9 protein-coding genes are annotated in these 12,923 nt (G+C 51.1%); 3 read left to right on the top strand and 6 right to left on the bottom strand.

Going from position 1 to position 12,923, the window contains the following annotated elements; translation table 11 throughout:
- Window positions 1-33 precede the first annotated feature (33 nt).
- The 5 genes from poxB to aqpZ form a co-directional block, all read right to left on the bottom strand.
- Window positions 34-1,755, bottom strand: a complete 1,722-nt coding sequence (gene poxB, locus RHD99_RS16675; RefSeq protein ID WP_309875326.1) for a ubiquinone-dependent pyruvate dehydrogenase — start codon at window positions 1,753-1,755, stop codon at window positions 34-36.
- Between the two features lie 102 nt (window positions 1,756-1,857).
- On the bottom strand, window positions 1,858-2,826 hold the full coding sequence (gene hcr, locus RHD99_RS16670) for an NADH oxidoreductase (protein ID WP_309875324.1): 969 nt from the start codon (window positions 2,824-2,826) through the stop codon (window positions 1,858-1,860).
- Window positions 2,827-2,835: 9 nt separating this feature from the next.
- The gene (gene hcp / locus RHD99_RS16665) at window positions 2,836-4,488 is read right to left on the bottom strand and encodes a hydroxylamine reductase (RefSeq protein ID WP_309875322.1); all 1,653 of its coding nucleotides are present in this window, start codon (window positions 4,486-4,488) and stop codon (window positions 2,836-2,838) included.
- A gap of 143 nt (window positions 4,489-4,631) precedes the next feature.
- Entirely contained in the window at window positions 4,632-5,531 is a 900-nt protein-coding gene (locus RHD99_RS16660; RefSeq protein ID WP_183270902.1) for a LysO family transporter, read from the bottom strand.
- 159 nt (window positions 5,532-5,690) lie between these two features.
- Entirely contained in the window at window positions 5,691-6,386 is a 696-nt protein-coding gene (aqpZ, locus tag RHD99_RS16655) for an aquaporin Z (protein WP_309875320.1), read from the bottom strand.
- 669 nt (window positions 6,387-7,055) lie between these two features.
- On the opposite strand from aqpZ, the gene RHD99_RS16650 reads away from it, so the two are divergent.
- Window positions 7,056-8,711, top strand: a complete 1,656-nt coding sequence (locus RHD99_RS16650; RefSeq protein ID WP_309875319.1) for an ATP-dependent endonuclease — start codon at window positions 7,056-7,058, stop codon at window positions 8,709-8,711.
- A gap of 13 nt (window positions 8,712-8,724) precedes the next feature.
- Here the strand turns inward: RHD99_RS16650 and RHD99_RS16645 are convergent, their stop codons facing one another.
- Window positions 8,725-9,672 (bottom strand): VirK/YbjX family protein, encoded by a 948-nt coding sequence (locus RHD99_RS16645; RefSeq protein ID WP_309875318.1) that lies wholly within the window; start codon window positions 9,670-9,672, stop codon window positions 8,725-8,727.
- Window positions 9,673-9,812: 140 nt separating this feature from the next.
- Between RHD99_RS16645 and macA the strand changes: the two genes are divergently transcribed.
- Both macA and macB read left to right on the top strand, forming a co-directional pair.
- Window positions 9,813-10,928 (top strand): macrolide transporter subunit MacA, encoded by a 1,116-nt coding sequence (gene macA, locus RHD99_RS16640; protein ID WP_309875317.1) that lies wholly within the window; start codon window positions 9,813-9,815, stop codon window positions 10,926-10,928.
- Window positions 10,925-12,871: a macrolide ABC transporter ATP-binding protein/permease MacB gene (macB, locus tag RHD99_RS16635; RefSeq protein WP_309875316.1), complete on the top strand. Its 1,947-nt coding sequence runs from the start codon at window positions 10,925-10,927 to the stop codon at window positions 12,869-12,871. Before macA ends, macB begins: the two co-directional genes overlap by 4 nt.
- Window positions 12,872-12,923 lie beyond the last annotated feature (52 nt).

Raw genomic sequence — 12,923 nt, 5'->3', positions numbered from 1 at the left:
CAACTTGAAGTATGAAGGGGATAAACCTCTGTTTTACCGGAACCAGTTGGTTTTCGCCAGTTCGATCACTTCATCACCACGGCCACTGATAATGGCTCGCAACATATAGAGGCTGAATCCTTTGGCTTGTTCCAGTTTGATTTGCGGTGGAATGGCTAATTCTTCTTTCGCCACCACCACGTCCACCAGCACCGGGCCGTCAATGCTGAAAGCACGTTGCAATGCGCTATCCAACTCATCAGCTTTTTCAACACGAATACCGGTGATGCCGCAGGCGGTGGCGATATTCGCGAAGTTGGTGTCGTGCAGTTCTGTGCCGTCAGTCAGATACCCGCCGGCTTTCATCTCCATCGCCACAAAACCCAATACGCTGTTGTTAAACACCACAATCTTGATCGGTAATTTCATTTGTACTACCGAAAGAAAATCGCCCATCAACATGCTGAAACCGCCATCGCCGCACATGGCAATAACCTGCCGATTAGGCTCGGTTGCTTTTGCGCCCAGTGCTTGCGGCATGGCGTTGGCCATTGAACCGTGAGTGAACGAACCTAAAAGGCGACGTTTCCCGTTCATTTTCAAATATCGCGCGGCCCACACGGTCGGAGTGCCTACGTCGCAGGTAAAAATGGCGTCATCATCGGCGAAATGGCTGATTTGCTGTGCGACATATTGCGGATGGATAACGTTGCCATCGCCTGGCTGTGCCAGTTCATCAAGGCTTTCGCGCGCTTCACGATAATTATCCAGCGCTTTATCAAGGAAACTGCGGTCAGTTTTTTCTTCCAGAAGCGGAATAAGGGCCGCAAGCGTGGATTTAATATCCCCGACCAGCGCCATATCAACTTTGCTGTGTGCGCCGATGCTGCCCGGATTGATATCAATTTGAATGATTTTCGCATCGGTCGGGTAGAAGGCGCGATACGGAAATTGGGTGCCGAGCAGAATTAACGTGTCGGCATTCATCATGGTGTGGAACCCGGACGAAAAGCCAATCAGCCCGGTCATGCCGACATCGTAAGGATTATCATATTCGACATGCTCCTTCCCACGCAGAGCGTGAACAATTGGCGCTTTCAGGGTCGCGGCAAATTGCACCAGCTCCTCATGCGCTCCTGCACAACCGCTACCGCACATCAGGGCGATGTTGTCGTTATAGCGCAGTAGCTGGGCAAGCTTTTTAAGCTCTTCATGTGCGGGAACAATGACAGGCTGTGGTGCGGGATACCAGTGCGTGCTGGCCGTTTCAGGGGCGGGTTTCAGCGCCACGTCACCAGGCAAAACAACGACTGACACGCCGCGATTAAGCACCGCTTTGCGCATAGCAATCGCCAAAATTTGTGGAATTTGTTCCGGGGATGACACCAGTTCACAATAATGGCTGCATTCGCGGAATAACTCTTCGGGATGGGTTTCCTGGAAATAACCACTGCCAATTTCGCTGGAGGGAATATGTGCGGCGATCGCCAGCACCGGCACGCGGTTGCGATGGCAGTCAAATAGCCCATTGATTAAATGCAGATTACCCGGCCCGCATGACCCCGCGCAAACCGCCAGCTCACCTGAAAGATGGGCTTCGGCACCTGCTGCAAAAGCGGCAACTTCTTCATGACGCGTGGGCATCCATTGAATCGTACCCATGCGGTTCAGGCTGTCGCTCAGTCCGTTGAGGGAATCGCCAGTGACGCCCCAGATGCGTTTAACACCTGCATTTTCGAGAGTTTTAGCCAGATAAGCGGCTACAGTCTGTTTCATTACTTCTCCTTGTCACGATTCAATTAACGTAAACAAGCTTAGTCAAGGAAACAGAAGAGGAGGGGCAGAAAGTGCCACTCAGGTTGAGTGGCACGAGAGGGGTTAAGCGAGAACTAAATCACCTTGCGGATGGCAACAACAGGCCAGTACATAGCCGTTAGCTATTTCCGCTGCGGTCAGTGTCATGGTGCTGCTGACCGTGTAGTCACCGGAGTCGACTTTGGTTTTGCAACTGCCACAAACCCCGGCACGGCAGGCCGCGTTCACCGGAACATTGTTGCTTTCCATCGCAGCCAGCAAGGTGCTGCCCACAGGTGCGTAGAACTCACGCAGCGGTTTTAGGGTAGTGAATTTCAAACCGCTATTGACGGGGGCCGCAACGGGGGTGAAGAATTTTTCACAGTAAAAATCCGTCACGCCCAGTGCTTTGACTTCTTTTTCAACCATTTCCATGTAAGGCGCGGGCCCGCAGGTCATGACGGTGCGTGAAGCAATATCCGGAACGGTAGCAAGAATGTCACGAGTCAAACGCCCGGCGATGAAGCCATGCGTTGCGTTATTCTCGGCAACCAGCGCAACGGGATAGTTACGCCATTCCTCTGCAAAGATGACATCTTCCGGCGAGCGGACGTTATAAATAACCTGCACGTCAGCCTGCGGGCGATGTTTCGCTAACCAGCGGCGCATCGCCATAATGGGCGTCACACCGCAACCAGCAGCCAATAACAGAAAACGTTCGGAAGCCAAATCCTGGCACGTAAATTCCCCCATGCCTTCTGAAAGCCACAGGTAATCGCCGACTTTCACCTCTTGCGTCAGCCATTGTGAGCCAACGCCATTCTCGATACCACGGACGGTCAGCGTAATGAATGGGCTGAGTCCGGGTGTCGAAGAGATCGTGTAAGCGCGTAGTGTTTCGTCACTATTACGAATACTCACCAGTGCGTATTGCCCAGCCTTGTAAGGATAAAAGTCGTGATTAATCAGCGACAGCGTCCAGACGTCCGGCGTTTCCTGGTGAATATGATGCACCTGCATGCGATGCGGGCACAGTGGCGTTGGCATAGTCATGGCGGCTCCTTATGCGCTCATCAGCTGTTTGATGTCTTCTTCAACGGTAGAAATGGCACGCAGGCCAAATTTCTCGTTCAGAACAGCCAGCAGATTTGGCGTCAGGAAGCCTGGCGCGGTAGGGCCTGTGACGATATTTGTCACGCCCAGCGACAGCAGGGTAAGCAGGATAACAATCGCTTTTTGCTCAAACCAGGAAAGCACCAGGCTCAGCGGCAGATCGTTTACACCACAACCTAATTTTTCAGCAAGAGTGACAGCAAGGATGATGGCAGAGTAAGCGTCGTTACACTGACCGGCATCCACCAGGCGCGGAAGGCCTTCGATGTCACCGAAGTCCAGTTTGTTGAAACGATATTTACCGCAAGCCAGGGTCAGGATCAGGCAATCTTTCGGTACGCTGGTCGCGAAGTCGGTGAAGTAGCTACGTTCGCCACGTTCGCCATCACAGCCACCCACCAGGAAGATGTGGCGCAGTTTTTCACGGCTCACCAGGTCAATCAGTGTATCGGCAGCACCCAACAGAGTCTGACGGCCAAAACCTACGGTGATCAGATGTTCGATCTCGCTGTACGGGAAGCCCGCCATTTGCTGCGCCTGAGTAATCACAGGTGCAAAATCATCGCCTTCAAGGTGACTCACACCCGGCCAGCCGACGATGCTGCGTGTCCAGATGCGGTCGGTGTAAGAACCCACTTCCGGGTTAATGATGCAGTTTGACGTCATGACAATAGGGCCAGGGAAGCGGGCAAATTCGGTCTGTTGGTTCTGCCAGCCGCTGCCATAGTTGCCGACCAGATGTTTGAATTTGCGCAGTTCCGGGTAGCCGTGTGCTGGCAACATTTCGCCGTGGGTATAGACGTTTACGCCAGTCCCTTCGGTTTGTTCCAGCAAGTTGTAGAGATCTTTCAGGTCGTGACCGGAAATCAAAATACATTTGCCCGCAACCGGACGGACGTTAACTTGAGTTGGCGTTGGATGGCCGTATTTTTCGGTTTCGCCATGATCCAGGATGCTCATCACTTTGAAGTTCATCTGGCCGATTTCCATCGAGCATTCCAGCAACGCGCCCATGTCTGCAGGCCAGGTGCCGAGCCAGGCCATAATTTTATGGTATTGGGCATAAATGTCGTTGTCGTACTGGCCGAGTACGTGAGCGTGTTCCATGTACGCCGCCGCGCCTTTCAGGCCGTAAAGGCATAACAGGCGCAGGCCAAGAATATCTTCACCAATTTCTGCTTTATCGCGGTTTGGTGCGAACTCCGCCGCCTGGCGTTGCAGGTCGCCCAAATCGTTGCTGACCAGTTGAAGTTCAGCCATCGGGTTGGCGACGGTCAGTTCTGGTTTAATCGCAAGACTGCGTGCTTTCAGGCTTTCACGCAGCGCGATAGCGTCTTGCGCATAACCGACAATGCGTGGCGAGTCGAAGTTAACGTTAGTGAGGGTAGAGAAGAAAGCGCGAGGAGCAAAGTTGTCGATTTCATGGTCGATAATGCCGACTTCACGTGCGGCAATGGCCCATGCAGACAGCCCCTGTAATGCGGCAATCAACAGATCCTGGAGGTCAGATGTTTCTGCTGTTTTGCCACACATACCCTGAGCGTAAGAGCAGCCGTTACCCGCAGGGGTGCGGATTGTTTGTTCACATTGCACACAAAACATAATCGTACCTTTTAAAGTTATATTTGATATACATCTTTAAGATTATGCTCAGTGCTTCATGGGGAAAAGGTATTTCTTATGCAAGTTAAATGGAGATTGATTTAGCGCAATTTTGGCGGCAGAAACCTACCGCCAACGAGGTATCAGGAGGCGAAAAATGCCATTAACAGTGGAGTCAACAAGCTAAGGATAAAACCGTGAACAATCGCCGCGGGGACAATTTCCAGGCCTCCGCTGCGTTGAAGTACCGGGAGCGTGAAATCCATTGATGTTGCGCCAGACAACCCGAGAGCCGTTGAGCGGCTACGGCGTACCAGGCCAGGAATCAACATAATTGCAATCAGTTCCCGGGCCAGATCGTTGAAGAACGCGGCGCTGCCAATCACTGGGCCGTAAGATTCCGTCATCAAAATCCCGGAAAGTGAGTACCAACCGAAACCTGACGCCATGGCTAAACCGGTTTTAATCGGCAGGTCGAGTATAAAGGCGTTGATAACGCCACCCGCCAGGGAGCTGAGTGCCACGACCACCGCGACAATCATGCCGCGACGATTTAATACGATCTGCTTTAAAGTCATGCCGCTATTACGCAACTGGATGCCCACCAGCAACAGCAGGAAGATGAGCGTGTATTCGCTGGCCGCGGTGGCGTGGTGAAAGATCGGCCATCCGGTTAGCCCGAGCGCAAATCCTGCTACGACGACCCCGCACAGTTTTAGCGATTCCAGCGCCATTGCAATACGTGATGGGAGTTGTTCCTGCTGGTGACTGTGCCGCCACGGCATGGAGCGCTCCAGCCAAAGCAGCGCCGCTGCATTACAGAGCAGTAATACGACAACGCTAACCGCTGCATATTGAAAAATCGCCAGCAGATTACTGGCTAGGTTATCGAGAAATGCGAGGCTGATGCCCATGAAAAATAAAATGACGTAAACAATCCAGCTCAGCAGGCGATTAATAAGCTTGAGCAGACTGGTTTGTTTTAAAGGAATGAGATAACCGACGATCAGCGGTACTAAGATAATTAACAATCCCGAAAACATGGCGCGGACAATCCTTGCAAAAAAAGTAACGGCATGTGTCACACTACCCAAAGAAAGGGAATGAGTAAAGCGACGAGAAAAGAGGATTTTTATGCAGGATACACTTGGCGGGATAAGGTTATTTGCGCAGGGTAGAGGGATCCACCCTGCGCGAGTCTATTAGTTACGTTTTTCCAGCAAAGTGCGGTAAATAACGCCACCGAGGATACCGCCAACGATTGGCATGACCCAGAATAACCACAATTGTTCTAAGGCCCAACCGCCCTGGAAGATCGCCACAGCAGTACTGCGCGCTGGGTTCACAGAGGTGTTGGTGACTGGAATACTGATCAGGTGAATCAACGTCAGTGCCAGGCCGATTGCAATTGGAGCAAAACCAGCTGGGGCAAATTTGTCGGTTGCACCATGAATAACAATTAAGAAGCCGCAGGTTAATACGATTTCAATAATAATTGCTGACATCATGGAATAATGGTCTGGCGAATGCTCACCGTAGCCATTTGAAGCAAAACCACTTGCCGCCGCATCAAAACCGCTTTTACCACTGGCAATTAAATAGAGAATACCTGCCGCAACGATACCGCCAATGACCTGCGCAACAATATAGCCAATGACTTCTTTTGCCGGGAAGCGACCGCCTGCCCATAAACCCAACGTGACGGCAGGGTTAAAATGGCCACCAGAAATATGACCGACTGCATAAGCCATGGTTAATACGGTTAAACCAAAGGCTAATGCAACACCTACAAAACCGATCCCTAATTCCGGATAAGCCGCCGCGAGTACCGCGCTCCCACACCCGCCAAATACCAACCAAAATGTACCAAAAAACTCTGCTGCTAATTTCCTAAACATAACCACCTCAGCTTTCAAAAAAACAAATATCGGGCAAGTAATATCCTTCGACCTTCAAGGTGCTGATGCGTTGACTAAAACCATTCGCCTGAGTCACATAGATAACGCTGTGAGTGGGGATTTATGGGCTGGTCGCGCGACTGCAACTCACGTTATTTTGGATATTTTTAATACTTGCCTGATTATTTTTATTACAACCGTCAAAGAAATAAGGCTATAAATAAAAGAGCCGCAATATTAATAAGTTCAGCAGAAAATAACCAGTCGATTAAATCCGCATAAATTGATTTGAGGCAATGAGATGCCCTTATTTACAAGGGTATACGCACTTTTATGCAGATAGGCTTTCTTAATAATTAAGAATCTTCTTGTATTGATCGCATTTTATGTTAACCACAAAAAACAATTTAGAATTAATACAGCTTGAGTCATTTTTTATTATTCGTGGACATAGAATGGAAAGTGCGCACTAACTCCCGCTTTACCCGTCATACTTCACGTTGTTGGTGCGTTGGCGGCGTTTGCTCACCCGAATCACTTACTACAGTAAGTTCAACGGGACTCACTCTCTTGCCGCCTTCCCACAACGCGAATTATTTTGGGTATATACTCGAGTGATGTAGTCAGGTGCGGGTAGATAAAGGAAAGCATCACCAATCTGGAGGGATTATGTTTCTTGAACAGGTGGAAATTGTCGGATTCAGAGGGATTAACCGTCTTTCGCTAATGCTTGAGCAAAACAACGTGCTGATTGGTGAAAACGCATGGGGTAAATCCAGTCTGTTAGATGCATTGACGCTATTGTTGTCACCACACCAAACGCTCTATCACTTCCAGCGAGATGATTTCTATTTCCCGCCAGGTGACGTTCAGGGCCGGGAGCATCATTTACATATTGTTCTGACCTTTCGGGAAACGGCACCAGGCCATCATCTTGGGCGACGTTATCGCTCGCTTGCGCCGGTCTGGATTGAAGGTGAGGGCGGCTTTCATCGCATCATGTATCGCCTGGTCGGCGAACTTGCGCAAGATGGCTCTATTCTGACGCTGCGTAGCTTCCTTGATGAAAAAGGTCGTGTTATCGAACTGGATGACATCGACAATTTAGCGCAGCAAATCATCCGCCTTAATCCCGTGTTACGTTTGCGCGATGCGCGTTTTATGCGCCGCTTGCGTAACGACCCCGTTCCCACCATGCCAGAAACCGAAATGACCGCCCGCCAGCTCGATTTCCTGGCGCGTGAACTTGTCTCGCGCCCGCAAAATCTCACCGATGCGCAACTGCGGCAAGGTCTGTCGGCTATGGTGCAACTGCTTGAGCACTATTTTTCGGAGCAAGGAGCCCCTGCGCATCAACGTTTGTTGCGTCGCCGCTCGCACGATGAACAACGAAGCTGGCGCTACCTGGATATCATTAACCGCATGATAGACAAACCCAACAGTCGCGCCCATCGCATGATTTTGTTGGGGATGTTCTCTACGCTATTGCAGGCAAAAGGCAGCGTAGCGCTGGACAAAGACGCCCGTCCGCTTTTGCTGGTGGAAGACCCGGAAACACGTCTGCACCCGATCATGTTATCGGTGGCCTGGCATTTGCTAAACCTGCTGCCGCTGCAAAAAATCACCACGACCAATTCTGGCGAGTTGCTATCTCTTACGCCAGTTGAGAATGTTTGCCGGCTGGTGCGTGAGTCGTCAAGGGTTGCGGCCTGGCGGCTTGGCCCCAGTGGGATGAATGCAGAAGATAGCCGCCGTATCGCATTTCATATCCGATTTAACCGATCTTCATCGTTGTTTGCCCGCTGCTGGTTATTAGTGGAAGGTGAAACGGAAGTGTGGGTTATGAATGAGCTGGCGCAACAGTGTGGGCACCATTTCGACGCCGAAGGGGTGAAAGTTATTGAATTTGCGCAATCGGGTCTGCGCCCATTGATCAAGTTTGCTCGAAGAATGGGGATTGAATGGCATGTGCTGGTGGATGGTGATGAAGCCGGGAAGAAATATGCCTCCGTCGTGCGTGGCATTCTGGAAAACGACCGCGATCAGGAACGCGAACATCTCACCGCATTGCCCGCGATGGATATGGAACATTTTATGTATCGCCAGGGGTTTTCGGATGTTTTCCATCGGGTGGCTCAAATCCCCGAAAACGTGCCGATGAATATGCGCCGGGTTATTGTGAAAGCCATCCATCGTTCATCCAAACCCGATTTAGCCATTGAAGTGGCTATGGAGGCCGGAAGGCGGGGAGTGGATGCCATACCGTCGTTGCTGCGAAAAATGTTTTCGCGGGTGTTATGGCTGGCGCGTGGCCGGGCGGATTAGCCCGGCTGTTAGCTTAAAGATGGCTCTCAATTTGTTCCATCATCTCATCTAATAAACTATAGCGGCGGCGATACTCAGCGCGTTTTTTGCTGGCGATCTCTTCGATAGGTTTACGAGCTATGCCCAGTGGCAGTTCATAGTAACCTTCGGGCATTAATTCGCCGCTCATCGACTCCCAGAAACTATCGTAATCGGCATGGATTTTGTCTTTTTTCTTTTTGGCATAACGCCATGAGCGATAGATATGTGCGCTGTTACTCACTGCCAGAATTTGGCTCACTCCGAAATGACGAGCCAACAGGCAGGTCGCTTCCAGCACCAAACGTTTTGGGAATAATCCGTGGCATGCCTTGGTGGCACACTGAATCGCTTCATGAGGCACCCATGATTTTGCTCCTTGCAACCCCCCAATAAACAAGGTGGATTTGCTCTGCAACTGGCACAGCGTGAAGGTTAATTCTGCGAGGACTTTTTCTTCATGGTCGGTAAATATGACAGTCGCTTCGCCTTCTTTATCAAGATTGGCAATCGAGCATAAATCAAGATGGTAGAAGTTCTCATCTTTACCCGTTATTGTTGCCAAACGTGCGCCTTCAGGTGAGTAATGTTGTACTAACAAGCGCTCCGGTAGTGCGTGTGTCAGGGCGTAATAGTGGAAAGACAATGCATCAACCGCTGCCTTACCGTTAAAGTTTGCCGTTAAATAGGGGCGATGAACCCGGCAAGGTAAGCCTGGTTGCGCCGTTAGCAGCTTTTCTAACAGCGGCTGATGCGATAACTCGCTCAATAAGCGTGCGGTGGAAAGCGGATTAGCCAGTGACCGTAGGACAAATTTCCGGCGGTATGTCGGGTTCCGCCAGGCGCTTCCTGGCACCCATTGTCCCTTTGCTAAAGAAAGAAACAACTGCCAGCCATTGAGTTGAGGTGTTGATCTGAATTCGTTTTCGGCAATTGATGTCATGATTGAAACCGGGTTGAGAAACAGTGGGTTAATTTCACCATGTGTTCATTCAACAAACGTTCAATCGCGGCCAGGCTGAAAAGGGTTTGCGACTTTTGTTGATACTTTATTTAAATAGTCAGTCTGCTTGCAGGATACTTATGAGATTCAAGGGAAAAATAAAAAAGCGTTACTGGCTTCTGGGCCTGCTGGTAGTGCTGTTGGCCGCCTGGCTATGGAAATTTCTGAACACGCCAGCGCCGGTTTATCAGACCATGATTGTGCGCAAAGGTGAGTTGCAGCAAAGCGTGCTGGCGACCGGGAAGCTGGATGCGCTGCGTAAAGTGGATGTTGGCGCGCAGGTCAGTGGGCAGTTGAAAACGCTGTCGGTGAATATCGGCGATAAAGTGAAAAAAGACCAACTGTTGGGGGTTATCGATCCCGAACAGGCGCAAAACCAAATCAAAGAAGTTGAAGCGACGTTAATGGAGTTGCGTGCTCAGCGTCGCCAGGCTGTGGCGCAGGCTAAACTCGCGCAAGTGACGTTAAATCGCCAACGTGCGCTGGCAAAAACCCAGGCCGTATCGCAACAAGACCTCGACACTGCGGTGACCGATCTTGAAGTCCGGCAGGCACAAATCGGCACTATTGATGCGCAAATTAAACGCAACCAGGCCTCTTTAGATACCGCCAAAACCAACCTCGATTACACGCAGATTGTTGCGCCAATGGCGGGGGAAGTCACCGAAATCACGACCAAACAAGGCCAGACGGTGATTGCCGCGCAGCAAGCGCCAAACATTCTGACACTGGCCGATCTCGGTACGATGCTGGTGAAAGCGCAGGTTTCTGAAGCGGATGTGATTCATCTTAAACCCGGTCAAAAAGCCTGGTTCACGGTTTTGGGTGACCCTTTAACGCGTTATGAAGGTTTATTAATCGATATTTTGCCCACGCCGGTAAAAGTGAACGATGCGATTTTCTATAACGCACGTTTTGAAGTCCCGAATCCACAAGGGGTGTTGCGACTGGAAATGACCGCGCAAGTTCATATCCAGTTGGGTGGTGTGAAAGATGTGCTGACTATTCCTCTGGCAGCACTGGGCGAGCCGGTTGGCGATAACCGTTACAAAGTGTCGGTCTTGCGCAACGGCGAACCCCGCGACCGTGAAATTACCATCGGTATGCGTAACGATACCCAGGTGCAAATTGCTACAGGCCTTACCGAAGGTGAAGAAGTGGTTATCGGCAAGACCACCGCCGGGAGCGCACCATGACAGCACTCCTTGAGCTACGGGATATTCGCCGTAGCTATCCGTCGGGAGACGAACAAGTTGAGGTGCTAAAAGGCATTAACATCACCATTGAAAGCGGCGAAATGGTGGCGATTGTCGGAGCTTCAGGCTCGGGTAAATCAACGCTGATGAATATTCTCGGTTGTCTCGATAAACCGAGCAGCGGTAGCTATAAAGTCGACGGGCAAGATGTGGCGTTGCTCGACAGCGACGCGCTTGCCACTTTGCGTCGCGAACACTTTGGTTTTATCTTCCAGCGCTATCACTTGCTCTCGCATCTGAATGCGACGCAAAACGTGGAAGTGCCGGCGGTGTATGCCGGAACGGCGCGCGTTTACCGTCAACAGCGTGCGCGTGCTTTGCTGATGCGTCTGGGGCTTGCAGAACGCGTCGATTATCTGCCTTCACAACTTTCCGGTGGCCAGCAACAGCGAGTGAGTATTGCTCGTGCTCTGATGAACGGCGGGCAGGTGATTCTTGCCGATGAACCGACCGGTGCGTTGGATAGCCATTCAGGTGAAGAGGTGATGGCGACGCTTAAGCAACTGTGCGAGCAGGGCCATACGGTCATCATTGTGACGCACGATCCTTCTATTGCCGCGCAGGCACAGCGCGTGATTGAAATTCGTGACGGCGAAATAATCAGTAATCCTCCGTCGGTGCTTCAACCACTCACATCGCGCACAGAGCTGAAAACTCAACCGGTGAGTTCGCCTTTTCAGCAAACCCTTAGCAGTTTCCGTGAAGCGCTAACGATGGCCTGGCTTGCCCTGGCGGCGAATAAAATGCGTACGCTATTGACGATGCTTGGGATCATTATTGGTATCGCTTCGGTGGTATCGATCGTGATTGTCGGGGATGCGGCAAAGCAGATGGTATTGCAGGACATCCGCTCAATTGGTACCAACACTATTGATGTCTATCCCGGCAAAGATTTTGGCGACGACGATCCTCAGTATCAGCAGGCGCTGAAATACGACGATCTGTTGGCAATCAGCCAGCAACCTAGGGTCAGTTCAGCAACCCCCTCGCTCTCAAGCAATTTACGTGTGCGCTATGGCAACGTAGACGCTGCCGCGAGTGTCAACGGGGTCAGCAGCCAGTATTTCAACGTCTACGGCATGACCTTCAGCGAAGGCAATACCTTCAACAACGAACAACTGGCTGGCCGAGCGCAGGTTGTGGTGCTGGACAGCAATACCAAACGTCAACTGTTCCCTGATAAAGCCAATGTAGTCGGTGAAATTGTGTTGGTCGGTAATATGCCTGCAACGGTGATTGGCGTGGCGCAAGAGAAGCAGTCGATGTTCGGTAGCAGTAAGATCCTGCGGGTCTGGTTGCCGTATAACACGATGGCTGGCCGGGTGATGGGGCAAAGCTGGCTGAACTCCATCACGGTGCGTGTTAACGAAGGCTATAACAGCCATGAAGCCGAGCTGCAGCTCAATCGTTTGTTGCAGCTACGTCACGGTAAGAAAGATTTCTTCACCTACAATATGGATGGCCTGTTGAAAACGGCGGAAAAGACCACACGTACTCTTCAGATGTTCCTGACATTGGTGGCGGTCATCTCGTTACTGGTCGGCGGCATTGGCGTGATGAACATCATGCTGGTGTCGGTCACGGAGCGCACCAAAGAGATCGGTATCCGCATGGCGGTTGGTGCAAGAGCCAGTGATGTCCTGCAACAGTTTTTGATAGAGGCGGTATTGGTTTGTTTGGTTGGAGGTGCGTTAGGGATTTCGCTATCTCTGTTGATTGCCTTCACTTTACAATTGGTATTGCCCGGTTGGGAAATTGGTTTTTCACCCATGGCGTTGCTTACGGCATTTGCTTGTTCGACCGCGACGGGGATTATTTTTGGTTGGCTACCAGCGAGAAATGCCGCGAGATTGAACCCTATTGATGCGCTTGCGCGTGAATAATTTTCATCTGAGGTATTCCGTTTGGTTATAAAAATGCCAGCCGATGGGCTGG

This window comes from Buttiauxella selenatireducens (assembly GCF_031432975.1).
GTDB lineage: Bacteria > Pseudomonadota > Gammaproteobacteria > Enterobacterales > Enterobacteriaceae > Buttiauxella > Buttiauxella selenatireducens.
The sequence above is the reverse complement of the archived record's forward strand: the minus strand, read 5'-3'. Positions and strand labels throughout refer to the sequence as shown.

Excerpts from the sequence above, each read along its gene's own strand:
- macA (WP_309875317.1), top strand. The coding sequence starts at position 9,813 with ATGAGATTCAAGGGAAAAATAAAAAAGCGTTACTGGCTTCTGGGCCTG.
- RHD99_RS16660 (WP_183270902.1), bottom strand. The coding sequence starts at position 5,531 with ATGTTTTCGGGATTGTTAATTATCTTAGTACCGCTGATCGTCGGTTAT.
- hcr (WP_309875324.1), bottom strand. The coding sequence starts at position 2,826 with ATGACTATGCCAACGCCACTGTGCCCGCATCGCATGCAGGTGCATCAT.
- aqpZ (WP_309875320.1), bottom strand. The coding sequence starts at position 6,386 with ATGTTTAGGAAATTAGCAGCAGAGTTTTTTGGTACATTTTGGTTGGTA.
- poxB (WP_309875326.1), bottom strand. The coding sequence starts at position 1,755 with ATGAAACAGACTGTAGCCGCTTATCTGGCTAAAACTCTCGAAAATGCA.
- hcp (WP_309875322.1), bottom strand. The coding sequence starts at position 4,488 with ATGTTTTGTGTGCAATGTGAACAAACAATCCGCACCCCTGCGGGTAAC.
- RHD99_RS16645 (WP_309875318.1), bottom strand. The coding sequence starts at position 9,672 with ATGACATCAATTGCCGAAAACGAATTCAGATCAACACCTCAACTCAAT.
- RHD99_RS16650 (WP_309875319.1), top strand. The coding sequence starts at position 7,056 with ATGTTTCTTGAACAGGTGGAAATTGTCGGATTCAGAGGGATTAACCGT.
- macB (WP_309875316.1), top strand. The coding sequence starts at position 10,925 with ATGACAGCACTCCTTGAGCTACGGGATATTCGCCGTAGCTATCCGTCG.